At 71.2% G+C, this 23043-nt stretch carries 18 protein-coding genes and 2 pseudogenes; 9 read left to right on the top strand and 11 right to left on the bottom strand.

Annotated features, from left to right (window positions below):
• Position 1: 1 nt before the first annotated feature.
• Positions 2 to 1462, bottom strand: a complete 1461-nt coding sequence (locus ACQP0U_RS32375; protein WP_433314556.1) for a CCA tRNA nucleotidyltransferase — start codon at positions 1460 to 1462, stop codon at positions 2 to 4.
• A gap of 127 nt (positions 1463 to 1589) precedes the next feature.
• Here ACQP0U_RS32375 and murJ point away from each other — a divergent pair, with 127 nt between their 5' ends.
• From murJ to ACQP0U_RS32410, 7 genes are all read left to right on the top strand, one after another.
• On the top strand, positions 1590 to 3344 hold the full coding sequence (gene murJ / locus ACQP0U_RS32380; RefSeq protein WP_433314558.1) for a murein biosynthesis integral membrane protein MurJ: 1755 nt from the start codon (positions 1590 to 1592) through the stop codon (positions 3342 to 3344).
• A gap of 446 nt (positions 3345 to 3790) precedes the next feature.
• Positions 3791 to 5398 carry a protein kinase family protein gene (locus ACQP0U_RS32385; protein ID WP_433314561.1) on the top strand — a complete coding sequence of 536 codons (1608 nt, stop codon included), beginning with the start codon at positions 3791 to 3793 and terminating at the stop codon, positions 5396 to 5398.
• A 43-nt stretch (positions 5399 to 5441) separates the two neighbouring features.
• Positions 5442 to 6158, top strand: a complete 717-nt coding sequence (gene sigM, locus ACQP0U_RS32390) for an RNA polymerase sigma factor SigM (RefSeq protein ID WP_433321340.1) — start codon at positions 5442 to 5444, stop codon at positions 6156 to 6158.
• Complete coding sequence (locus tag ACQP0U_RS32395; RefSeq protein WP_433314564.1) at positions 6155 to 7162, top strand: hypothetical protein; 1008 nt, start codon at positions 6155 to 6157, stop codon at positions 7160 to 7162. The genes sigM and ACQP0U_RS32395 overlap by 4 nt, the downstream gene beginning before the upstream one ends.
• 183 nt (positions 7163 to 7345) lie before the next feature.
• Positions 7346 to 8296: a thioredoxin-disulfide reductase gene (trxB, locus tag ACQP0U_RS32400; RefSeq protein ID WP_433314567.1), complete on the top strand. Its 951-nt coding sequence runs from the start codon at positions 7346 to 7348 to the stop codon at positions 8294 to 8296.
• 31 nt (positions 8297 to 8327) lie between these two features.
• Complete coding sequence (gene trxA / locus ACQP0U_RS32405; protein WP_030331849.1) at positions 8328 to 8651, top strand: thioredoxin; 324 nt, start codon at positions 8328 to 8330, stop codon at positions 8649 to 8651.
• A gap of 160 nt (positions 8652 to 8811) precedes the next feature.
• A complete protein-coding gene (locus ACQP0U_RS32410; RefSeq protein ID WP_433314571.1) occupies positions 8812 to 9975 on the top strand; it encodes an N-acetylmuramoyl-L-alanine amidase in 1164 nt (387 codons plus the stop codon).
• 13 nt (positions 9976 to 9988) lie between these two features.
• Here the strand turns inward: ACQP0U_RS32410 and ACQP0U_RS32415 are convergent, their stop codons facing one another.
• Complete coding sequence (locus ACQP0U_RS32415) at positions 9989 to 10654, bottom strand: GNAT family N-acetyltransferase (protein ID WP_433314573.1); 666 nt, start codon at positions 10652 to 10654, stop codon at positions 9989 to 9991.
• Between the two features lie 295 nt (positions 10655 to 10949).
• On the opposite strand from ACQP0U_RS32415, the gene ACQP0U_RS32420 reads away from it, so the two are divergent.
• Together ACQP0U_RS32420 and ACQP0U_RS32425 are read left to right on the top strand one after the other, a co-directional pair.
• Entirely contained in the window at positions 10950 to 12263 is a 1314-nt protein-coding gene (locus ACQP0U_RS32420) for a PLP-dependent aminotransferase family protein (protein WP_433314575.1), read from the top strand.
• Positions 12264 to 12270: 7 nt separating this feature from the next.
• Complete coding sequence (locus ACQP0U_RS32425; RefSeq protein ID WP_354970309.1) at positions 12271 to 13272, top strand: D-alanine--D-alanine ligase family protein; 1002 nt, start codon at positions 12271 to 12273, stop codon at positions 13270 to 13272.
• A gap of 669 nt (positions 13273 to 13941) precedes the next feature.
• Here ACQP0U_RS32425 and ACQP0U_RS32430 read toward each other — a convergent pair.
• The 9 genes and pseudogenes from ACQP0U_RS32430 to rpmH all read right to left on the bottom strand — a co-directional run.
• A pseudogene (locus tag ACQP0U_RS32430) lies at positions 13942 to 14533 on the bottom strand (hypothetical protein); the annotation flags it as partial.
• Positions 14534 to 16227: 1694 nt separating this feature from the next.
• Positions 16228 to 17097: pseudogene (locus tag ACQP0U_RS32435) on the bottom strand (ParB/RepB/Spo0J family partition protein); the annotation flags it as partial.
• 174 nt (positions 17098 to 17271) lie between these two features.
• On the bottom strand, positions 17272 to 18243 hold the full coding sequence (locus ACQP0U_RS32440) for a ParA family protein (RefSeq protein WP_433321343.1): 972 nt from the start codon (positions 18241 to 18243) through the stop codon (positions 17272 to 17274).
• Positions 18244 to 18853: 610 nt separating this feature from the next.
• The gene (gene rsmG, locus ACQP0U_RS32445) at positions 18854 to 19708 is read right to left on the bottom strand and encodes a 16S rRNA (guanine(527)-N(7))-methyltransferase RsmG (RefSeq protein WP_433314578.1); all 855 of its coding nucleotides are present in this window, start codon (positions 19706 to 19708) and stop codon (positions 18854 to 18856) included.
• A gap of 4 nt (positions 19709 to 19712) precedes the next feature.
• Entirely contained in the window at positions 19713 to 20330 is a 618-nt protein-coding gene (locus tag ACQP0U_RS32450) for a protein jag (RefSeq protein WP_425779514.1), read from the bottom strand.
• A gap of 214 nt (positions 20331 to 20544) precedes the next feature.
• A complete protein-coding gene (gene yidC / locus ACQP0U_RS32455) occupies positions 20545 to 21534 on the bottom strand; it encodes a membrane protein insertase YidC (protein WP_433321345.1) in 990 nt (329 codons plus the stop codon).
• Positions 21535 to 21536: 2 nt separating this feature from the next.
• Positions 21537 to 21833 (bottom strand): membrane protein insertion efficiency factor YidD, encoded by a 297-nt coding sequence (gene yidD / locus ACQP0U_RS32460; protein WP_130405835.1) that lies wholly within the window; start codon positions 21831 to 21833, stop codon positions 21537 to 21539.
• Positions 21830 to 22246, bottom strand: coding sequence for a ribonuclease P protein component (rnpA, locus tag ACQP0U_RS32465; RefSeq protein ID WP_433314581.1), 417 nt, complete (start codon positions 22244 to 22246; stop codon positions 21830 to 21832). Before rnpA ends, yidD begins: the two co-directional genes overlap by 4 nt.
• 34 nt (positions 22247 to 22280) lie before the next feature.
• Entirely contained in the window at positions 22281 to 22418 is a 138-nt protein-coding gene (rpmH, locus tag ACQP0U_RS32470) for a 50S ribosomal protein L34 (protein ID WP_007453904.1), read from the bottom strand.
• Positions 22419 to 23043 lie beyond the last annotated feature (625 nt).

The raw sequence follows: 23043 nt of genomic DNA on the forward strand, positions 1-23043 counted from the left end.
GTCAATCGATGAGGCCCTCGGCGCGGGCCCAGCGCAGCAGCTCCACCTCGGCGGCGTCGCGGTCCAGTGGGCCGTGCTCGAGGCGCTGCTCCTTGAGGTGCTTCCACGCCCGCCCGACCACCGGCCCCGGCGGTACGCCGAGCAGCTCCATGATCGCGTTGCCGTCCAGGTCGGGTCGGACCCGCGCCAGGTCCTCCTCGGCCGCGATCCGGGCGATCCGATCCTCCAGCGCGTCGTAGTCGGCCGCGAGCTGGGCGGCCTTGCGCCGGTTACGGGTCGTGCAGTCGGAGCGGGTCAGCTTGTGCAGGCGGGGCAGCAGGTCACCGGCATCGGCGACGTAACGGCGGACCGCCGAGTCGGTCCACTCGCCCCGCCCGTACCCGTAGAAGCGCAGGTGCAGCGCGACAAGAGCGGTCACCTTCGCGGTGACCTCCTTCGGGTACCGCATCGCCTTCATCCGGGCCTTGGTCAGCCGGGCGCCGACCACCTCGTGGTGGTGGAAGCTGACCCGGCCGTCGGACCCGACCGCCTTCGTCGCCGGCTTGCCCACGTCGTGCAGGAGGGCGGCCATCCGCAGGATGAAGTCGCAGCCCTCCTCCTCGTAGGAGACCGCGTTCTCGACGACCGTCAACGTGTGCTCGTAGACGTCCTTGTGCTGGGCGTGCTCGTCGATCTCCAGCTTCAGCCCGGTCAGCTCCGGCAGGAACCGCTCGGCGAGCCCGGTGTCGACAAGCAGCCGCAGCCCGGTGATCGGGTCCGCGCCGCAGAGCAGCTTGGTGAACTCGTCGCGGATCCGCTCGGCGGTGATCCGGTCCAGGTCGGCGGCCATCTCGGTCATCGCCAGGTGGACGTCCGGGTGTACGGCGAAACGCAGCTGCGCGGCGAACCGGGCGGCCCGCAGCATCCGCAGCGGGTCGTCGCCGAACGACTCACCCGGCGTGCTCGGGGTACGGATCACCTTGGCCGAGATGTCGTCCAGCCCGCCGTGCGGGTCGGTGAACCGGTGGTCCGGCAGGCTGACCGCCATCGCGTTGATCGTGAAGTCGCGCCGCTTCAGGTCCTCGTCGAGGCTGGTGCCGTACACCACCACCGGATTGCGGCTGACCTGGTCGTACGACTCCGCGCGGAAGGTGGTGATCTCCAGCCGGAGGCCGTCGCGCTGCGCGCCGATGGTGCCGAACTCCCGTCCGGTCTCCCAGATCGACTCGGCCCAGCCCTTGATGATCCGCAGGGTCTCGTCGGGGTGCGCGTCGGTGCAGAAGTCGAGGTCGTCCCCGAGTCGACCGAGCAGGGCATCCCGCACCGAACCGCCCACCAGGTGCAACTCGTGACCGGCGCGGACGAAGCGACGGCCCAACTCGTCGGCGACCGGGGACACCCGGAGCAGTTCGGCGACGGCGTTGCGCTGCGCGGCGGTGAGTTCGCGGCGGTCGGCGGCGTGAGGAGCGGAGGCTTCGGACATGGGATCGCCAGCTTATCGGGCCGGGGTGTGATCCGATCCGCCGGGCGCGGGGTAACGGGTGGGGGTTGACTATGGTCTGTGGCGTGCGGGTCGGTGTCCGACTCGACGTACCCCTGGGAGGCTGGAGATGAGCGGCGGGCTCTACCGCAGCGCCAACGCCGCGAACGGCGGTGGGGCCGGTGCCCCCCGTCCCGGGGACGGTGCCACGTTCATCTCCGCCGAGCCACTGAACCAGCCGGCCATGGAGTCGACCGCGCCGCCGCAGGAGCAGGTGGGCGAGGCCAGCGCGGCGACCAACAGCGCGGTCATGGCGATCGGCAGCCTGGTCAGCCGGGGTACCGGCTTCCTGCGCACCTTGGCGTTGACTGCCGCGCTGGGTGGGGCGCTGGTGGGTGACGCGTACACCACAGCGCAGATCCTGCCCGGAATGGTCTACGAGTTCCTGCTCGGCGGCATCCTCACCAGCGTGCTGATCCCGGTCCTGGTCCGTCGGCGCAGGGTCGACACCGACGGTGGTCAGGCGTACGCCCAGCGGTTGCTGACCCTGGCGGTGCTGACCCTGGCGGGAGCGGCCCTGCTGGCCGTGCTGGCGGCCGGACTGCTGACCAAGCTCTACGCCGGCGAAGACACCGGGGAAGAATTCCGGGGCCTGGTTAAGGCACTGTCGTACCTGATGTTGCCGATGATCTTCTTCACCGGCCTCAGCGCGCTGATCAGCGCCGTACTCAACACCCGGGGGCACTTCGCCGCCCCGATGTGGGCGCCGATCCTGAACAACATCGTGGTGATCGCCACCGCAGGCCTGTACATCGCGATCTTCGGCGCGGAGATCGTCAAGCCGGAGGACATGACCACCGGCCGGATTCTGCTGATCGGTGGCGGCACCCTGCTCGGCGTCGCGATCCAGGCCGCCGGGCTGCTGCCGGCGCTGCGCAAGGTCGGCTTCCGGTGGAAGTTCCGGTTCGACTTCCGCACCCTCGGGCTGCGCGAGCTGGGGCGTCTCGGCGGCTGGATGTTCTGCTACGTCGCGGTGAGTCAGGTCGGCCTGATCGTGCTGTTCAACCTGCTGAACCGGGCAGGTAAGGAGAACGCCGCCGGCCCGCTGATCTACAACAACGTGTTCCTGCTGCTGATGATGGCGCACGGCATCATCGCCGTCTCGATCATCACCGCACTGATGCCCCGGATGAGCGCGGCGGCCGCCGACGGCCGGTACTCCGACGTCGCCGCCGACCTGTCCCGGGGCACGCGCACCGTCTCGGCGGTGCTCGCCCCGATCGCGGTCTGCTACGCCGTGCTGGCGACTCCGCTGGCCGTGACGCTGTTCCGCTACGGCGCCTTCACCGACGAGAACGCGGCGGACACCTCGCTGGTGCTGCTCCTGGCGGCGCTGGCCCTGGTGCCGTTCGCGATCAGCCAGCTCTTCACCTTCGCCTTCTACGCCCTGCCGGACACCCGCACCCCGGCCCTGATCAACATTCCGGTGGTGGCCCTGCGGATCGGCGTGCAGGTGGTGCTCTACGTGGCCTTCGCCGCCCACTTCGCCGCAGCCGGGATGATGATCGGCAACGCCGTGTCCTACCTGGCGGCGGCCTTCGCCTCGGCCTGGCTGCTGCGGCCTCGCGTAGGCCGGATCGGGATGGGCGCCATCCTGCGCACCCTCGGCCGAGTGGCGGTCGCCGCGTTGGGGGCCGCCCTGGTCGGCCTGCTCGTCGTGAACCTTCTGCCCGGCGGCGACAGGCCCAGTTGGATACAGGCTGTCGTGCAACTCGTGATCGGTGGCGCGGTGATCGGCGGGACCTACCTGGGTCTGGCCATGCTGCTGAAGATCGGGGAGATCACCGAGGTGGTCGGGATGGTTCGCCGTCGCCTCGGTCGCTGAACGCCAGCGTTTGATTACAACAAGTTGGCACTCATACGGACCGTGACCGCGGATCACCAGGCTGGGGATGCTCCTGTGGATAACTCCGCGATTCGCCGGTCAACCATCGCTTCAGCCTGTGGATAACCAACCGTACGGCTGAGGGTGGCGACCCGATCGGTGGGAACGTACGAGGCAGCGCGAGCGCCACGCCAGCCCAGCCCCGGCGTCGGTCACTTGCGGTGAAGCCGTAGATTAGCTAGTACATGTGCCAGCAACGTGGCTGACAACGGTCGTAACCGGACGAGGTCACCGACTGCCGGAACCCCGCCAGGTACGGCGGGAAGATGACATGTCGGAGAGACGGGCAACCCGGGTAAGGTCGCTCTCGACGGGTACGGCAGGGGCCGACGCTGGGCGTCGACACCGGTCGGCCGGTTCCTTCAACGGCAGAGCGGGAAAGCCACATGCCCAGCAGTTCGGGTTCATCGATCGACACGATCACCGAGGGAGGACGGGTGACCCAGGTCGGCGAGGGTCAGGAGGCGGACGAAAGCGCTCCTCCGGTCATGACCTTCGGTGCTCCCACGGCCGGTGAAGTCCTCGCCGAGCGGTACGAACTGGTTGAGCACATCAACAACGACAGTGCGGGTCGGCTGGTCTGGCGCGGGGTCGACGTCATCCTGCGCCGTCCCGTTGCCGTGGTGCTGCGTTACCCGGGTGGCGACTCCGCCACCGAGATGCTTCAGGCCGCCGTCGCGGCCAGCCGGGTCATCCACCCCAACCTGGTCGGCGTCTACGACGCGATCGACGAGGCCGACCGGGCGTACGTGGTGCGCGAGTGGGTCGACGGGCAGTCCCTGCGGGATCTGGCGACCGACGGCCCCCTGGACCCGGCTCGGGCCACCGCCATCGGCAACGCCGTGGCGAGCGCGCTCGCCGCGGTGCACGCCACCGGCATGGTGCACGGCAACGTCCACCCCGGCACCGTCATGATCAGCGACGAGGGTCGCGTGGTCCTGGCCGACGCCCGCACGGACGGAGCCGACAGCCAGGAGAACGACATCCGGGCGGTCGGCGGGGTCCTCTACTTCGCGCTGACCGGCTCCTGGCCGCACGCCGAGGCACCGCTGCGCGGCGCCACCGCCGGCCACGGCCGCGCCGCCATCCCGGACGCTGTTCGGGACGCCGCGGGCGCCATCGCGGCACCCCGCCAGGTTCGCGCCGGCGTTCCGGCGTACCTGGACGACCTGACCATGGATCTGCTCGACGCCGAGATCGCGCCGCCGTCGTCCGACGTGCTCGCCGCCGAGTTGGCGCGACTGGACGTGCCTGCCGAGGATGAGCACTACCTCGACAACAGTGGGCCGCTGCGGTTCGCCGCCGACACCGAGGAAGAGCCGTCGCCGCTGGCCGCGGCCGGGGGCCGCAAGGTTGCCGTCGGCATCGCCGGTCTGCTGGCCGTCGCCCTGGTCGGTCTGCTGATCGGGATCATCGCGCTCGGCGGAGACGACAAGGACCCGCAGTCCAACCCGGTCGCCGCGCCCAGTTCCAGTGCCCCGGCCGGCGACGCCACCCCGGCCGCCGCGACGGCGCGCAAGCTGACCGTGAAGGACGTCCGGATCATCGACCCGGACAGCAAGAACCGCAGCGAGGTCGACGGCGCCGAGAAGGTCATCGACGGTGACGACGACAAGGGCTGGGAGACCGAGACCTACCGGGACCGGCCCAACTTCGGCAACCTGAAGAAGGGCATGGGCGTCTGGATCGACCTCGGCGAGCCGCACACCGTCAAGTCGGTGCAGGCGATCCTGTCGGCCACCAACGCGTCCGCCCAACTGTTCGCCGGCACGATCAACCCGCCGTCCAGTTCCAACGGTGACAAGCAGTTGGTCGCGAGCTACAAGACCGCCATCGGCCAGCCGTTCGAGGACCACGACGGCACCACGATGACGTTCAACGGCTTCGACGCCGACCAGAAATACCAGTACCTGCTGTTCTGGATCACCGAGTTGGCTCCGGCCGAGGGTGGGTTCAAGCTGGGGGTGCAGGAGATTACGGTCCAGGGGTCGTGATCCGGGCACCACGATCCGGGCTCCGCATTCGCTGGACGCGGTGATGGACGGACGTGCCGCCGCCAGGGACCTGGAGTTGCTGCGCGCGCACGTCGCCGGAGACCGGGACGCCTTCGCCGAACTGTTCCACAGGCACCGCGACCGGTTGTGGGCGGTGGCCCTGCGGACGCTCGGCGACCGCGAGGAGGCAGCCGACGCACTCCAGGACGCCCTGCTGTCGGCGCACCGGGCGGCGGCGCGGTTCCGCGGTGACTCCGCCGTCACCACCTGGCTGCACCGGATCGTGGTCAACGCCTGCCTGGACCGGATCCGACGCCGGCAGGCGCACCCCACCGTGCCGCTGCCCGACGGCAACCGGGCCGAGGACGGATCGGGCACCGGCGGGCTGGAGCCGGCGGCACCGGCGGAGGACCACGACACAGTGCTGGTGGTCCGCGAGGCGCTCGCCGCGCTGCCCCTCGAGCAACGCGCCGCGCTGGTGCTTGTCGACGTACAGGGCTATCCGGTCGCCGAGGTCGCCCGCATCCTGGGCGTCGCCGAGGGCACGGTGAAGAGCCGGTGTGCCCGGGGCCGGGCGCGGCTGGCCGTGCTGCTCGGGCATCTCCGCCCCGCCGCAGTTGCGACGCCGTCGACCCGACCGGGCCCTGCCGCCACGATCGCGGGCGTGCCCGACGTCACGCCGGGGAACCCCGGCCCGGTGGAGGGCGTCGGATCGGGGTCGGGCCGGTACCGGCGGGACGCCAACCAGGAGGACACGTGACGACCGAGGGGTTCCGGGAGGTCGACCCCGACCTCCTCGCTGACTACCTCGGCGGGGCGTTGGACGGCACCCCGCAGCAGGACGAGGTCGCCGAACTGGTCACCGCGGACCCGTCCTGGGCCGAGGCGTACGCGCTGCTGGCCCCCGCCGTGACCGAGGTCCGGACGGACCTGACCCGCTGGGCCGAGCCGTCCCCGGAGATGCCGCCGGCGATCACCGACCGTCTCCTGGCCGCACTGGCCTCCGCGAAGCCCTCGAACGACACCTCGACCGAGAACGCACCCGCCGACGCGGACGGCGACGCGGCGACGCCGCTTGTCGTACCCGCACAGGGCGGGGCCGGCCGCCGGCCGACCGTCCCCACGCCAGTCGGGTCGGGACGCCGGGCGGCCACGGGTCCAGGCCGCCGGCAGCGCGGCTGGGCCCGCCGTGGCGCACCGGTGGCCGTCGCCGCGATCGCCGTCATCGCCCTCGGGCTCGGCCTCAACCAGCTCTCGATGGGTGCGTCGGACGACTCCGGCGCCACCAGCGCCATAAACCGGCCGGCCAGCGCGCCCGAGGGCGTCGCGGGGGCCGAGCCGGTCCACACCACCGGGCCGGCACTGCGCAGTGGTACGAACTACACCCCGCAGACCCTCGGCGACGCCTACGGCATGGACACGCTGAGCACTCCGAGTGCCAGCCGGGCGACCGGCAACGCCCCCGGCGACCAGCCGGAGGTGGACGCCGAGGGCGGACGCCGTCCCTCTCCCGACGGGTCGGACCAGCTGGCCCGGCTGACCGACGAGGCCGCGCTGACCACCTGCCTGGCCAGCGTCGCGGCGGAGCACGGATCGGCCCCGCTGGTGGTCGAGGTTGTCGACTACGCGCGGTTTCAGGACGACCAGGCGCTGGTCATTCGTTTCACCGATGCGACCGGAGCCCGCTGGGCCTGGGTGAGTGGCCCGGAGTGCGGAGTGCCCGGGTCCGGCTCGGACAACCGGTATTCGGCGCGGGTAGGGTGAATCCACGGTCAATGGCACGATGGGCGCCCACGTGACCTGACCCACCGGATGCCCGGCTCGGGAATCCCCGGTTCGTACGATGACGTTCTGGAAGTCAGCTGCCGGCCCCACCCAGGCGTCGGCAACTCGGATCAGCATCGGTGCTCGCGCCGACGCCGAACACACACAACTCGGGAGACGGCAGTGGACGAGGTCCGCAACCTGATCATCATCGGCTCCGGGCCGGCCGGTTACACAGCGGCGGTCTACGCCGCACGCGCCAACCTGAAGCCGCTGATCATTGAGGGCGTGCAGTCCGGTGGCGCGCTGATGACCACGACCGAGGTGGAAAACTTCCCCGGCTTCGCGGACGGCATCCTCGGCCCCGAGCTGATGGACAACATGCGCAAGCAGGCCGAGCGGTTCGGCGCCGAGTTCCTCACCGACGACGTGACCCGGGTCGAGCTGGTCGACACCGGCGACGCCGGCTCCGGCGCGGTGAGCACCGTCTGGGTTGGCGAGACCGCCTACCGGGCGCGATCCATCATCCTCTCCACGGGTTCGGCCTGGCGTCCGCTGGGCGTGCCCGGCGAGCAGGAGTACCTGGGCCACGGCGTGTCCGCGTGTGCCACCTGTGACGGCTTCTTCTTCCGCAACCAGCAGATCGTGGTCGTCGGCGGCGGCGACTCGGCGATGGAGGAGGCCACCTTCCTCACCCGCTTCGCGGAGTCGGTCACCATCATCCACCGCCGCGACTCGTTCCGGGCCAGCAAGATCATGGCCGACCGGGCGCTGAGCAACGAGAAGATCAAGGTCGAGTGGAACAGCACCGTCGAGGAGATCCTCGGCGACGACGGCAAGGTCACCGGCGTACGTGTCCGCAACGTACACACCGGTGAGACCAAGGTGATGGACGTGACGGGCGTCTTCGTCGCCATCGGTCACGACCCTCGCAGCGAGCTGTTCCAGGGCCAGGTCGAGCTGGACGACGAGGGCTACGTGAAGGTCCACGCCCCGGGCACCCACACCAACGTGCCGGGTGTCTTCGCCGCCGGCGACGTGGTCGACCACACCTACCGTCAGGCGATCACCGCGGCCGGCACCGGTTGTGCCGCCGCGCTCGACGCCGAGCGGTTCATCGCGACGCTCAGCTGAAACAAGGAACACATCCCGGAGGAGGGGCATAGTGGGAACAACCAAGGCGGTCACCGACAAGAGCTTCGTCGCTGACGTGCTGCAGGCCGACAAGCCGGTGCTTGTGGACTTCTGGGCGGAGTGGTGCGGGCCGTGCCGCAAGGTGTCGCCGCTGCTCGAGGAGATCGCCCGGGAGATGGGTGACCAGGTCACCATCGTCAAGCTCAACATCGACGAGAACCCGGAGACCGCCCGGGCCTACCGGGTGATGTCGGTGCCGACGCTGACCGTCTTCAAGAACGGCCAGCCGGTGCAGTCGATCGCCGGTGCCAAGCCGAAGGGCGAGCTGGTCCGGCTCATCGAATCGGCCCTCTGACCAGCAGAAATATAAGCCGAACCCCGTACCCGCTCGTCGGGTGCGGGGTTCGGCGTCTTCTCGGCCGTATTTCTCGGCCCCCGCCACCTCGCCGCCCCGGAGCGCATAGCCTCAAGCCTGGGCCGCCCGGCCAGCCAGTGTCGTGCAGAGGGGGTCGTGCGTGCGTCCGATCCGACCCGGTGACCGGGGACCCGCGGTCACGGAGATCCGTACCATCCTGACCGGCCTCGAACTGCTCGCCGCCGCCGGCTCGCAGACCGACGAGTTCGACCTCGACACCGAGCGGGCGGTCCGCGCGTTCCAGCAGTCGCGGGGGCTCAGCGTGGACGGCCGGGTCGGAGCGGAGACCTGGCGCGCGCTGGATGCCGCCCGCTGGCGGCTCGGCGCCCGCACCCTCTACCACGCGGTCCCCGAGCCGCTCACCGGCGAGGATGTCCGGTCGCTGCAGGAGCGACTGCTGGAGATGGGGTACGACGTGGGCCGGGCGGACGCCATCTACGGCATCCGGACGTCCCGGGCGTTGGCCCAGTTCCAGCGCGAGGTCGGGCTCACCCCGGACGGCTCCTGCGGCCCACACACCATGAACGCGCTCCGCCGAATCGGCCGCAAGGTCGTCGGTGGCCGCCCGCAGTGGCTCCGCGAATCCGACGCGATCCGGCAGTCCGGGCCGGCGCTGGTCGGCAAGACGGTGGTCATCGACCCGGGGCACGGGGGCACCGACCCCGGGATGGTGGTGCCGGACGGCTCGCTGCGCTGGACGGAGGCGGACCTGGTGCACGACCTGGCCAGCCGGCTGGAGGGGCGACTCGCCGCCTCCGGGGTACGGGTGCAGCTCACCCGGGGCCCGTCGCCCGACAGTTGCCTGCCGGACACCGACCGGGCCCTGCTCGCCAACTCGCTCGGCGCCGACGTATTCATCTCGCTGCACCTGGACGGCCACGCCAACCCGGATGCGGAGGGCGTCGCGACCTACCACTACGGCACCGACAACGGGGTGACCTCGGCGACAGGCGAACGTCTGGCCGGGCTGGTGCAGCGGGAGATCGTCGCACGCACCGGGCTGCGGGACTGCCGTACCCACGCCAAGACGTGGGAGTTGCTGCGACTGACGCGGATGCCCGCCGTCCGGGTCGAGGTCGGCTATCTCACCTCGCCCACCGACCGCGCCCACCTTGTCGACCCCCGGTTCCGGGACCGGGTGGTGGAGGCGATCGTGGCGGCGGTGCAGCGGATGTACTACCCCATCGAGCGGGACGTCCCGACCGGGTCGCTCGACGTCAGCGAACTGCGTGCCGTCGTGACCGCCGGCACGGTCGTCGACTGATCCGCGCCGGACGTCAGCCGTCGATGGAGCGGGTGGCCGGGGCGGGACGGACCGGCCGGAGCAGGGTCTCCGGGCTCATCGACCCGAGCAGCTTCTCCAGCGCGTACTCGACGTCGGACTTCCAGCTCAGCGCCGTACGCAGCTCAAGGCGCAGCCGAGGGAAGCGCGGATGCGGACGGACGGTCTTGAAGCCCACGGAGAGGAAGAAGTCGACCGGGGCGACGCAACCACCTGCCGGGTCGTCCGTGTCGCCGAACTTGGCGTCGCCGAACGCCTCGATCGCCTTGATCCCACGCTTGGTCAGGTCCCGGGCGACACCCTGCACCAGCATCCGGCCCAACCCGCCGCCGGCGAACGCGGCGACCACGTTGGCGGTCATCAACAGTGCCGCGTCCGCGGAGACCGGTGAGGTCGGGAACGCCATCGAACGGGGCACGTACGCGGGCGGGGCGTACATGACGAAGCCGGCAGGCATGCCGTCGACGTACGCGAGCTTGCCGCAGGAGCCCCACTCCAGCAGCGTCTGGGAGACCCACGCCTCCTTCTCCAGGCCCGGATCGCCGGCGGCGCAGGCCCGGTCCGCGGAGACCGGATCGAGCTCCCAGTAGACGCATTGCCGGCACGGGCGCGGGAGGTCTTCCAACGTGTCGAGGGTCAGGCTGACCAGACGTCGCGACATATGGCGCATCCCCACAATAGGCTCGGTGGTGAGACCGGCATGGAACGACAGCGCCGCCTTCCTGCCCCCGACGAGCGATCGTACGCCGCCGATCGGCGATGCGGGAGGGGACGCGCAGATGCCCACCGCAGCGGGGGACGCCGAGGACGGTCCGCCATGTGGTCGATCTGCCTCGGCACGGCGGCAGCCCGACTCTGGCGGACTAGGATCGACAATCGGTGTGTCCGCCGCCATGGTCAGCGGTGTGCGGGGTACCCGGGGCGAGAGCCACCCGAGCAGCGATCGAGGTGAGGTCATGACCGGCACGACACTCGACGACTACACCGACCGGTACGCCCGGCGGGTACGCGGGATGACCGCCTCCGAGATCCGAGCATTGTTCGCGGTGGCCAATCGCCCGGAGGTCGTCTCGCTCGCCGGCGGCGCACCGTACATCGCCGCCCTCCCGCTGGACGCGGTCGGCGAGATGCTCGGCCGGCTCGGCTCCGAGCACGGCGTGACCACCCTTCAGTACGGCGTCGGTCAGGGCACCCTCGAGTTGCGCGAGCGGATCTGCGAGGTGATGTCGCTCTCCGGGATCGACGCCGCGTGCGGGGCCTCCCCGGAGGACGTCGTGGTCACCGTGGGCGGGCAGCAGGCACTGGACCTGGTGGCCCGGCTCTTCCTCGACCCGGGAGACGTGGTGCTCGCCGAGGGGCCCACGTACGTCGGTGCGCTCGGCGTGTTTCAGGCCGCCCAGGCGCAGGTCGTCCACGTACCGATGGACGCGGACGGGCTGATCCCGGAGGCGCTGGAGACGGCCATCGCCGACCTGGCCCGCGCGGGCCAGCGGGTGAAATTCCTCTACACGATCCCCACCTACCAGAACCCGACAGGCGTGACGCTCAGCGAGGAGCGCCGGGAACGGGTGCTCGACATCTGCGAGCGCGCCGGCCTGCTCGTCGTCGAGGACGACCCGTACGGTCAGCTGGGGTTCGAGGGTGAGGCCCCGGCTCCGTTGCGGGCCCGCCGCCGGGATGGCGTCTTCTACCTCAGCACGTTCTCCAAGACCTTCGCCCCCGGGCTGCGGGTCGGTTGGATCCTGGCGCCGCACGCGGTCCGCGACAAGCTGGTGATCGCCAGCGAGGCGCAGATCCTCTGCCCCAGCGGCTTCGCCCAGGCGGCGGTGTCCACCTATCTGGGCACGATGCCCTGGCGGCAGCAGCTCAAGGTCTACCGCGAGGTCTACCGGGAACGCCGGGACGCCCTGCTCGACGCCATGGCGGACCTGATGCCCGAGGGCACCAGCTGGACCACACCGGCCGGCGGCCTCTTCGTGTGGGCCACCCTGCCCGACGGGCTCGACTCGAAGGCCATGATGCCGCGAGCGGTCGCCGCCCGGGTCGCCTACGTCCCCGGCACGGGCTTCTACGCCGACGGCACCGGCACCGGCGCCATGCGGCTCAACTTCAGCTTCCCGCCGCCGGAGCGGATCCGCGAGGGCGTCCGCCGGCTGGCCGGTGTCATGGAGCAGGAGATCGCGATGCGCCGGGTCTTCGGTGCCGTGGGTGGCGCCGCCGGCCGACGCGGCCGGGCCGGCTCCGACGTGCCCGGGCCCGACTTGGCATGATGCCGGCATGGGTACGACCGCCGAGCACCTCCTCGTGACCGATTCCGCCGTCTCGGCCGACCTGCGCGTCGTGGTGCTCGCGGGTGGGCTCTCCTACGAACGGGACGTGTCCCTGCGCTCCGGTCGTCGGGTGCTCGACGCGCTGCGCGCCGTCGGAGTGGAGGCCGAGCTGCGAGACGCGGACGTGGCCCTGCTGCCGGCGCTCGCGGCCGACCCGCCGGACGCGGTGGTGATCGCACTGCACGGCGCGACCGGCGAGGACGGCTCACTGCGCGGAGTGCTGGACCTGTGCGACATCCCGTACGTCGGCTGTGACGCCCGGGCCTCGCGGGTCGCCTGGGACAAGCCCTCGGCCAAGGCGGTGCTCCGCGAGGCAGGCATCCCCACCCCGGACTGGGTGGCGCTCCCGCACGATCGCTTCTCCGAGCTCGGCGCGGTCGCCGTCCTGGACCGGATCGTCGACCGTCTGGGCGTACCCCTGATGGTGAAGCCGGCGCAGGGCGGGTCCGGGCTGGGCGGGGCGGTGGTCCGGGACGCCGCCGCGCTGCCCGCCGCGATGGTCGGCTGCTTCGCGTACTACTCCACGGCGCTGGTGGAGCGGTACGTCCCCGGGATGGATGTGGCGGTCTCCGTCGTCGACCTCGGCGACGGCCCGCAGGCGCTGCCGCCGGTGGAGATCGTGCCGCGCAACGGCGTGTACGACTACGCCGCCCGCTACACCGCGGGGCGGACCACCTGGCACGCCCCGGCCCGGCTGGACCCGGAGGTGGCGGCCACGGTCGCCGACGTGGCCCTCGCCGCGCACACCGCGCTCGGTCTACGGGACCTCTCCCGCGTCGACGTGATCGTGGACGCGGCCGGCCAGCCGCACGTGCTGGAGGTCAACGTCTCGCCGGGCATGACGGAGACGTCGCTGCTTCCGCTCGCCGTGCAGGCGGCCGGGCTGGACTTCGGCCGACTCCTCGGCACTCTTGTCGCCCGCGCAGCGGCCCGCCTCACCACTCACTGACGTACCCGCCGGGCCGAGCGGCACCGCCCGTGGGTCGACCATGGGGTTGGCCGCTTGGGGCCATCCCCATGGTCGGTTCAGCTCACTGGCTCGCGCGTACGTCAGGTGAGTCGCTGCCGTTGGTGCGCGCGGCTACGCCCGGAGTGCTGGCGTCCCCGATGCCGTTCCCCGGGGCGGTCTTGCTGACGGCCGCCCCGGAGGCACCCCCGTTGGCCGGGTCCGGGACAGCCGGGTTGGCAGGACCTGACGGAGTCTCGTCGGCGCTTCCGCCCCGCGGGCCGACGAGCGGCCCGTCGGTGGGCGCTCCCGCCGGGCCGACCTGATGTTCGTCGGTGTGCGTCTGCGCCGGGCCGACGTGGAGTCCGTCGGCGGGCGTCCCCGTCGTGGCGGCGCTGCCGGACGCTGCGCTGCCGGGCGCCGCGGCGGTGGAGGCTGCGGCGGTGGAGTCCCGGACGGTGGTCGCCGTCGAACCGGCATCGGCGTCCGTGTCCACTCCCGGTTTGACCGGGGGCGCACTGTCGGCATCCGTCGAATCGGGGGTGGAGTCCAGTGCTGGTTCCGGGATCTCCTCTGCCGCCTCGATGACCGAGACCACCTCCGCCCCGGCTGCTGCCACTGAGGCAGCCTCCGCTGCGGCGGCGGCATCTGCGGCAGCCGACTGCGCCAACAGACTGGACGGTGCCTGCCACTGGATGCGGGGCGGTTCGGCGAGCGGACGGCCACCGAACTCGGCGAGCCAGGCGGCGACGAGTGCCAGATTTTCCCGCCACTGCGCCTCGGAGATCGGCGGCAGGATCGAGTCCCACAGGGACAGGAACGTGCCCCGCAGTTGAAGGCGACCGTACGGGCGGGCGAGGAACCACATGTGCAGATGGGCCGAGCCGTCGCCCCAGCGGTTGACGTGCACCCGCGCCACACCGTCGAGCGACCGGATGGCCCGCTCCAGACGTACGGTCATCACCCCCAACTCGGCGGCCAGCAGGTTCGGCAGGTCGCCGAGGTCGAGGTGGGTCCGCGATTCCAGGATGAGCACCATGGGCAGGCCGGTCGGCCGGTCCATGGCGCGTACCCGCCACCGCTCGCCCACCCAGATGTAGGCGTCGTCGGGTGCGTTGCAGGCCGTGCATTCCCGGAGACCCTCGCCCTTCCGGGGCGGCTCGACCGGGACCGGATCATCGAGTTGCTTCACGTGGAGGTCACCCTCGAAGGGAAATGACGGCCACTGGGTGAAGTCCGGGACTGAGGGAGGGGTGTCGTGCACGACGCTGACCCTAACCGAGTCTGGCACCGCTGTCCCTACCTGTTCGAGCTGTCCCGGACCGCCGGATCGGTGCCCGTCGTGGGCCAGGCTCGCGTGGTCGAGCGGGTACCGGGAGGCGATATCCACAGGCTGCCGAGATCCTGAACACAGGCCGTCATCCACAGGCCCGCACCCGCTCCCACGCGCTGTTTCACGTGAAACGGGGGGTGCCTGTGGACAACCGGTGTGGATAACTTTTCGGCCGCTCGGTCGTTGTCCGCGAACCGCCAAATCGACGGGGTCGACGGCCGTCGGGGACCGCGATGGACGGACGCGCTCCGATCGCACCGCATGGCCCAACCGCCTCGGCAGCCCACCCGCTCGTTTGGCCCATTGGACATGCGTCTTAGTTGCCGGACGGCTCGCTCGCGGAGCTGTTCCCGCATCGCCCCGGCTCCTGCGCCAAGACGCACGGAAGCTTCTGGGCGCCCGGAAGCTCTGGGCGCCCGGTCGCCTGGGGACGGGAGATCGACGGCATCCCGATGTCGACGTCCTGGACGCGCCGCCGACTTCGCTGCGCCGTCACCCCGAGCCCTCGGGATCCGATCGGCGTCAGCGAGCAACTGTCTCTGTTTCACGTGAAACCGGGCCTGGGATGGCGATGTCGCCGGGCCGGCAGATGGCGGTTCCATCGGCTCGGGCACCGGCGTCGCTCGATCGGACGCCCCGACATGACGAACCGCGCCGAGGGCGCGCACGGCCAGGGATCACCACCGAGGTGCGTTGCGCGCCACTCAGCGGCTCGCTGGCGCTTCGAGCGGCGCAGGGGGTGGTTGCGGTCGAGTGGACCATTTCGGAGCCCTCTGCGAGGCGTGTGGCGCTGTTCCGCTCCCGGGCGCTGAGTGTCTCCCAGTGGGGCGCGCGGATCCGTGCCGCCCGCGCGTCCCTCGCGACTCCCGTCAGCCCCGCCCGCACCCGTGGCTCACCGCTCCCGCAGACGCGCGCCCCGCCAGTTGCTCGCCGTCCCGCTCATCCGTCTACGCTCGCCGCCGCCACCCGTCGCCGTGTCGGTCGCTTGCCTTTCATCCCTCGCCGCCCGGCACCCTTCGCCTCTCGCCGCCTGTTGCCTCGCGCCACCCGCCGCCGCCCGCCGCCCTCCGCCCGCCGCCCTCCGCCCGCCGCCCTCCGCCCGCCGCCAGTCGCCAGTCGCCAGTCGCCAGTCGCCAGTCGCCAGCCAGCCTCCGTTGCCACGCCCCGCCGCCCGACACCACGCCCACCGCCAGCCTCCGTTGCCACGCCCCGCCGCCCGACACCACGCCCACCGCCAGCCTCCGTTGCCACGCCCCGCCGCCCGACACCACGCCCACCGCCAGCCTCCGTTCCCGCGCCCCGCCGCCCGACACGACGCCCACCGCCGCGTCTGCCACTCGGCGACGCTCGACGGCGTGCCTGCCGCCAGCGCCCGCAGATTTGCGCTTCCAAGGTCCGGGCCGGCGTGAGTCGTCCGCCCCTGCGTTACGCCTGCGGTCGAGCTGAAGCCGGGCTGATTGAGCGATCCGAGCACGACGACGATCTCGTCGGGTACGTCGATCCGCCGAGGCAGGCCCGCCGGCCGTTTCACGTGAAACGCGGCAGGTTTCACGTGAAACGCGACGACCCGGGAATGCAGAACGGCCGCGCCCCCGATGGGTAGCGCGGCCGTGGGCGAGAGGGGTTCAGTCCCCGCTCTCCTCCTCCTGCTGCACGCCGATGATTCCGACGATCCGCTCAAGGTCGTCCACCGTGGCGAACTCGATCGTGATCTTGCCCTTGCTCCGGCCGATGTCCACCTTCACCCGGGTGTCGAACCGGTCCGACAGCCGATCGGCGAGATCGGTCAGGGCCGGAGCGTGCGCCTTGGGCCGCCGCTTCGCGGCCTGTCCCTTCGCCGGCCCGTCGTTCAGGGCCAGGGCGACAATCTCCTCGGTCGCCCGAACCGACAGCCCTTCGGCCACGATCCGCAGGGCCAGCTGCTCCTGCGCCTCCGCCTCGTCGAGGCTCAGCAGAGCGCGGGCGTGGCCCGCCGACAGGATGCCGGCAGCAACCCGGCGCTGCACCTGTGCGGGCAGGTTCAGCAGTCGGATCGTGTTGGAGATCTGCGGGCGACTGCGGCCGATCCGCCGGGCCAGCTCCTCGTGGGTGGCACCGAACTCCTCCAGCAGTTGCTGGTAGGCGGCGGCCTCTTCCAGAGGGTTCAGGTTCGCCCGGTGGATGTTCTCCAGCAGGGCGTCGCGGAGCATGGCGTCGTCGCGGGTGTCCCGGACGATCGCCGGGATGCTCTCCCGTCCCACCGCCTGGGCGGCCCGCCAGCGCCGCTCGCCCATCACCAGTTCGTACTTCTCGTCGTCGAGCTGCCGAACGACGATGGGCTGGAGGAAGCCGACCTCCTGGATCGAGGTCTTCAGCTCCTCCAGTGCCTCCTCGTCGAAGACCTGGCGGGGCTGCTTCGGGTTGGGCATGATCGCGTCGACCGGGATCTCGGCGAATCGAGCACCGGGCACCGGGCTGAGTACGGGCTCCGGCTCGTGGACTGGCGCTCCGGCGGGCACCGCGGCGACGGCGACCGTGCCGCCGTCCTCCACATGCTCGTTCTCCGGCTCGGCCGTCGCGGTGCCAGCGGCACCCGGCGCCGGCCCGGTCGGGATCAGCGCACCCAGGCCCCTACCCAGACCGCCCCGAGGACGGTTCTTCATGCCACGCCTCCCAGCGACTTGTCCGCACTACGCATTCCGGCCCACCGGCTCCTTGACGCCCCGCTCGGCGATCTCCTGGGCGGCCTCGAAGTAACTCGTGGCACCCCGCGAACCGGGATCGTAGGTCATCACCGACTGGCCGTAGCTCGGTGCCTCGGAGACCCGGACGTTGCGGGGGATGACCGCCTGGAGGACCTTGTCGCCGAAGTGGTTCCGGACGTCCTGCTCGACGGCGTCGGCCAGCCGGGTGCGACGGTCGTACATGGTCAGCAGGATGGTGGAGACGTCGAGCTTCGGGTTGAGGTGCTGGCGTACCAGGTTGATGTTGTTGATCAGCTGGTTGAGCCCTTCCAGCGCGTAGTACTCGCACTGGATCGGGATCAGCACCTCCTGCGCGGCAACCAGAGCGTTGACCGTGAGCAGACCGAGCGAGGGCGGGCAGTCGATGAAGACGTAGTCGAACTCGCCTGGATAGGCGGCGATCGCCCGGTCCAGGCGCGACTCCCGAGCCACCACCGACACCAGCTCGATCTCCGCGCCGGCCAGGTCGATGGTCGCGGGTACGCACCAGAGGTTGGGGATCCCCTCGACCGCCTGTGCCACCTCGGCCAGCGGCACGCTGTTGATCAGGCAGTCGTACACGTCCGGGATTCCGGTGTGGTGTGGGACGTTGAGCCCGGTCGAAGCGTTGCCCTGCGGATCGAGGTCGACCACGAGCACCCGGTTGCCGTGCAGGGCGAGCGCCACCGCAAGGTTGACGGTGGTGGTGGTCTTACCCACGCCGCCCTTCTGGTTGGCGACGCACATGACCCGGGTCCGGTCCGGCCGAGGCATGGTCACCTCGCCACTGGGATTCAGGATCTGCACGGCGCGCATCGCCTCCATAGCCAACGGTGGGTCATCCTCTTCGCGCGTCGGGGTTTCACGTGAAACGTACGTGGGGTCGGCCGCCACGGCAGCCAACGACTCGGTCGAAGCGACAGGTGCGTCGCCGACCACCGGCGCGGAGTCCCGAGCGACAGCCGCAGTGGGTTGGTGCGGGACCGCCGGCTCGAAGCGAACCGCCGCGGCGGTGTTGCGGCGACCCGACGTCGACCGCACCTCGGCGGCGTTGACCGGTCGACCCGTCGCCTCCGGCGTCCGACGAACACTCGCCGGCTCCGGAATGGCCGAGCCTTCCGGCCGCCCGGGGCCCGACTGTGGGTCGAGCGCTGCCGGCGGATCGCTGTCGGTAGGTCGGGTCGATGGCCCGGTCGCGCCGGGCGACCAGCTGGGGTAGTCGGTTTCACGTGAAACGGGATCGCTTGTCGACCCGGTCACGCGTGGATCGTCGTACCTGCCGTCGTCATGCACCTGTCATCCCTGCCCGCTTCGGATGGTCGGTCCGCGCCCCGGTCAACTTGGCCGCTTCCACGCCCGCAACCCGGAGCGTACGGCCCACGGGAGCGGTCGGAGACCCGCGACGTCCGTCACCCGCTCCACACTATCGACGCGCGGTCAGCCTACGGCGGACGGGCGCGGCCGGTCCACGTCGGGTTCTCATCCCCTCGTCCATCCGTACCGGTACAACGAGGCAACCCACCGGCCGGAAGCCCGATGGCGCGAAGTGTCAACCTCGGCGGGAGCGTCCGCCCCGGGCCCGCTTCTTGGCCGCCGGGCGGGCAGGGCCGACCATCCGCTCGCGCACGATCTCCACGACAGTGGTGGGCGGATCGATCACCCCGACGCCGCAGAGCTGCACGGTCGGCTCCCCGCCGCCGAGCCGCGCCACCACCTCGGCGTGCTCCTCGATCTCGGCCGCGGCGGACGAACCCTTGAGCGCCAACAGACGGCCACCGCGAACCGCCAGGGGAAGGCTCCAGCCCGCCAGCCGATCCAGGGGCGCGACAGCGCGCGCGGTAACCACGTCCCCGCTGATCGGCTCCCGGCCGCTCGATCCGCTGGCCGCCTCGTCGGCCCGGCCACGGAACACCCGTACCGACTTGGCCAGACCGAGTCGCTCGACGACCTCGATCAGGAACGACGTCCGCCGGGCGAGTGGCTCGATCAGGGTCACCGTCAGGTCGGGGCGTGCGATCGCCAGGACGAGACCCGGCAGACCGGCGCCGGAGCCGACGTCTAGCACCGTCGCGCCGGACGCGATCCGCTCGGCGACCGCGGCGCAGTTGAGCAGGTGCCGGTCCCAGATGCGGGGCGCCTCCCGGGGGCCGATCAGGCCACGGACCACGCCGTCGGTGGCCAGCAGTTCGGCGTACGCGGCGGCCAGGTCGAGACGGTCGCCGAAGAGGGTCAGCGCGGCCGGAGCCAGCTCGGGCGGCAACGCCGCGTCGGCAGGTGACGGGGCGCTGCCCGGCCCGGTCGATTCGGCGTCGGCGTCGGAGGTGGCGGGGCGGACAGCGGACGGCCCGGGCGGCGTGCCGCCCGGGCCGGACACGGCGTCAGCCGTGATGTCGTCGTGGGTCACCCGGTCAGTCCGCCGGCCGTACGACGATGCGCCGGTTCGGCTCCACGCCCTCGGACTCGCTCGCCACGCCGGACATGGCGTTGACGACGTCGTGCACGCACTTGCGCTCGAACGCGGACATCGCCTCCAGGCGGACCGGCTCGCCGTACTCCTTGACCTTCTCGACGGCGTTCTTGGCGACCGCGGCGAGTTCCTTGCGGCGGTTCGCCCGGTAGCCGCCGACGTCGAGCAGCAGGCGGCTCGGCGTACCGGTCTGCCGGAAGACGGCAAGGCGGGTCAGCTCCTGGAGCGCCTCCAGGGTGGCGCCGCGCTGACCGACCAGGTTCTGCAGCCGCTCGCCCACCACCTCGACCATCGGACGGCCGGCGGCGACCAGCTCGTCGATGTCGCCGTCGTAGTCGAGGATGTCGAGCAGGCCCTCGACGTAGTCGGCGGCGATCTCGCTCTGCCGGAACAGGTCGCCCTCGCCCACAGCCTTCTTCACCCGGGTGCCAGCGGCGGTGTCGGTGTCGTCGTCCGCCTCGGTGTCATCGGCTTCGGTGTCGTCGCCGTCCACCGCGAGCGTGGTGGTCTCCTCCTCGTCCAGGGACTGCTCGGCGCGGGGGATGCTGGTCTCGGTCACGGTCTCATCTCCGTACTCGCTCGGCCGGACCGTCGGGTCCGACTGGTTTCCCGGGGCCGGCGGGAGGTCGCCGGTGCCCACGGGCACGTCTGTACGGGCAGTGTCGCCCGTGGCCGCGCGGTGCGCGGTCAGTTCCACCCGGCGCCGGCCTTAACGGCGGCTGCGCGGTGCGGAACGGGCCGCCGCCGGGTGACCCGGCGGCGGCCCTCGCAGGTCAGCCCTGCCGCTTGGCGGGGCGGCTCTTCTTGGGGTTGTTCGCCGGCTTGGCGCCCGGCTTCGGCCCGGCCACCTTGGGCGCGGCCGCCTTGACCGGCGCCGGCGGCGCCGTCTTCCCACGACCGAACAGGCCACCGGACTTGGCGGGCTGCACCGGGTTGCGGGTGGCGGCGGGGGCGACGGCCTTCTTGGCGGTCACCGGCGGCGGGAACTTCCGCAGCACCCACTGCTGCTGGCCGAGGGTGAAGAGGTTGTTGGTGACCCAGTAGATGATGACGCCGATCGGGAAGATCGCGCCGGAGATCAGCAGCGACGCGGGGATGCCGTAGAGCATCAGTCGCTGGATCATCCGCTGCTGCGGGTCCTCGGCCCAGCCGGTCTTGAGGATCATCTGACGGCTGGTCAGGTAGGTGGTAGCGATCATGACCAGGACCAGGACACCGGCGATGACCTTCACCGTGGTGCCGTTGGCGCCGAGGCTGGCCAGCTCGCCAGCCGTGGAGCCGAACTTGCCGGCGATCGGGGCGGTGAAGAGCTTCGCCTGCGAGGCGCTCTGGAACTGGTCGGCGGTCCAGCCGTAGAGGGTCTGGTTCTGCTTGTCCGGATCGAGCCGGCGCAGCACGTGGAAGAGGCCCAGGAAGACCGGGATCTGAAGGAACATCGGAAGGCAACCCATCAGCGGGTTGGCCTTCTCCTTCTTGTACAGCTCCATCATTTCTTTCTGGAGCGTCTCCCGGTCACCCTTGTGCTTCTCCTGAAGCTCCTTGACCTTGGGCTGGAGCGCCTGCATCGCCCGCTGCGACTTGATCTGCTTGACGAAGACCGGGAACAGGATCACCCGGACGGTGACCACCAGGAAGATGATGGACAGGATCCAGGCGAAGTTGGTGCCGATCACCGCGCCGACGGGCACCCCGATGGCGTCCCAGGCAGAGTGCCAGGTCAGCAGGATCCACGAAATCGCGTAGTAGATCCAGTCGAGACTCAGACTCAATTCGGGGCTCCAGTCACATCAGCACGGCGGCGGCCGCCCGGCTCCGGCACCGGGTCATATCCACCAGGGTGAAAGGGGTGGCAGCGCAACAACCGCCGGACCGCCAGCACGGCTCCCCGGAGCGCGCCGTGCCGAGCGACCGCCTCCTGGGCGTACGCGCTGCACGACGGGTAGAACCGACAGCGAGCCGGCAGTGCCGGACTTATCCACCGACGGTACGCGATGATGGGCGCGATCAGCACCTTGGCACCGGTTGTCGACGGGCGTGGGCTGGTCTGCTCGGTGCCGCTCATCGGGACCGCCGCTCGCGGGGCGACCCGGCGACCGCGATGGCGGCGTCCAGGTCGGTGGCGAGCCGAGGGTACGACGCCTGCGCCGCGGCGGGGAGCGCCCTGACAACCAGGGTGCTGCCGGCGGGCAGGGCGGTCAACCGTTCCCGGACCAGCGCCCGCAGTCGGCGCCGGACCCGGTTGCGGGTCACCGCGTTGCCGACCGCCTTGGAGACGACGAAGCCGGCACGGGACGGCACGGACGACTGCTCCGCACTGTTGTCCCGTGCCGGCTCCGGCGAGTTCGGTGTGCTGGGGTCGACGGTCACCGGCACGGCCAGGTGGACCACGACGGCGCCACGTCCGGCGCGTCGACCACCACGAACCGCTGCGGCGAAGTCAGTGCTGCGCCGCAGTCGCTGTGCGGCGGCCAGCACGACTGCCCACGTCCCCTGGACCGGCCCGGTCGGCTCAGGCCGACAGGGTGGTGCGACCCTTGGCGCGACGGCTCGACAGGATGGCACGGCCGGCACGGGTGCGCATGCGCAGCCGGAAGCCGTGGGTCTTCGCGCGCCGGCGGTTGTTCGGCTGGTAGGTGCGCTTGCTCACGTCAGGCTCTCCGTTTTCGTACGCGCCCCGCGCGACGGGATCGCCGGGGTCGTGTGGTGGTCCAGGCCACCTCGACGGTGGCCCACGATCGGTGCTGTCCGGCGGAGCGGGACCTCGGCGATGCGGGGATGCGACCGCGGACAGCAAGCACCCATCACCCTAGCAGAGGGCGAGAAAGCAGCCGTTCCAGCCTACGCAGGGGGGCAATGACCGTCAAACACCCCGAGCAGTGGACAACAGGACGCGCCCGAGGCCGGAAGGCGGTTTTCGCTGATGCCGACAAGGGCGCCGCCGCGTCGCCGGTTGATGGCGCAGGGACAACGCTGTTACCGTGCCCGATTGCGGTGAGCGTCGGAAGCTCCGGTCGTCGCACAGGCAAGACCGGACAAGGCAGTGAATCGTTCGGCACGGTGAACCCGCTTCAGCGCCCGTTCAGGCAGGGGCAGGTCCCACCCGCGTCCGGCGGCGGCCACAATCGGTCGGTACACAGGCTGTGGATAACTTGTGGATGACCACCGGTCGACCGTCCGGGTGGGTGTTGTTCCACCCGCGAACGCGGCGGGCCCGGGACGGCCGGCTGGCAGACAGCGGCGGCCGGGAGCAGAAGCGAGGGGGTGGCACGACG

This window comes from Micromonospora sp. CA-269861, from assembly GCF_050948505.1.
Classification (GTDB): Bacteria; Actinomycetota; Actinomycetes; order Mycobacteriales; family Micromonosporaceae; genus Micromonospora.

What these genes read in the sequence shown, in the direction of transcription:
- ACQP0U_RS32375 (WP_433314556.1), bottom strand. Translation starts at nt 1,462, where the DNA reads ATGTCCGAAGCCTCCGCTCCTCACGCCGCCGACCGCCGCGAACTCACC.
- murJ (WP_433314558.1), top strand. Translation starts at nt 1,590, where the DNA reads ATGAGCGGCGGGCTCTACCGCAGCGCCAACGCCGCGAACGGCGGTGGG.
- ACQP0U_RS32385 (WP_433314561.1), top strand. Translation starts at nt 3,791, where the DNA reads ATGCCCAGCAGTTCGGGTTCATCGATCGACACGATCACCGAGGGAGGA.
- sigM (WP_433321340.1), top strand. Translation starts at nt 5,442, where the DNA reads ATGGACGGACGTGCCGCCGCCAGGGACCTGGAGTTGCTGCGCGCGCAC.
- ACQP0U_RS32415 (WP_433314573.1), bottom strand. Translation starts at nt 10,654, where the DNA reads ATGTCGCGACGTCTGGTCAGCCTGACCCTCGACACGTTGGAAGACCTC.
- ACQP0U_RS32420 (WP_433314575.1), top strand. Translation starts at nt 10,950, where the DNA reads ATGACCGGCACGACACTCGACGACTACACCGACCGGTACGCCCGGCGG.
- ACQP0U_RS32425 (WP_354970309.1), top strand. Translation starts at nt 12,271, where the DNA reads ATGGGTACGACCGCCGAGCACCTCCTCGTGACCGATTCCGCCGTCTCG.
- yidD (WP_130405835.1), bottom strand. Translation starts at nt 21,833, where the DNA reads ATGAGCGGCACCGAGCAGACCAGCCCACGCCCGTCGACAACCGGTGCC.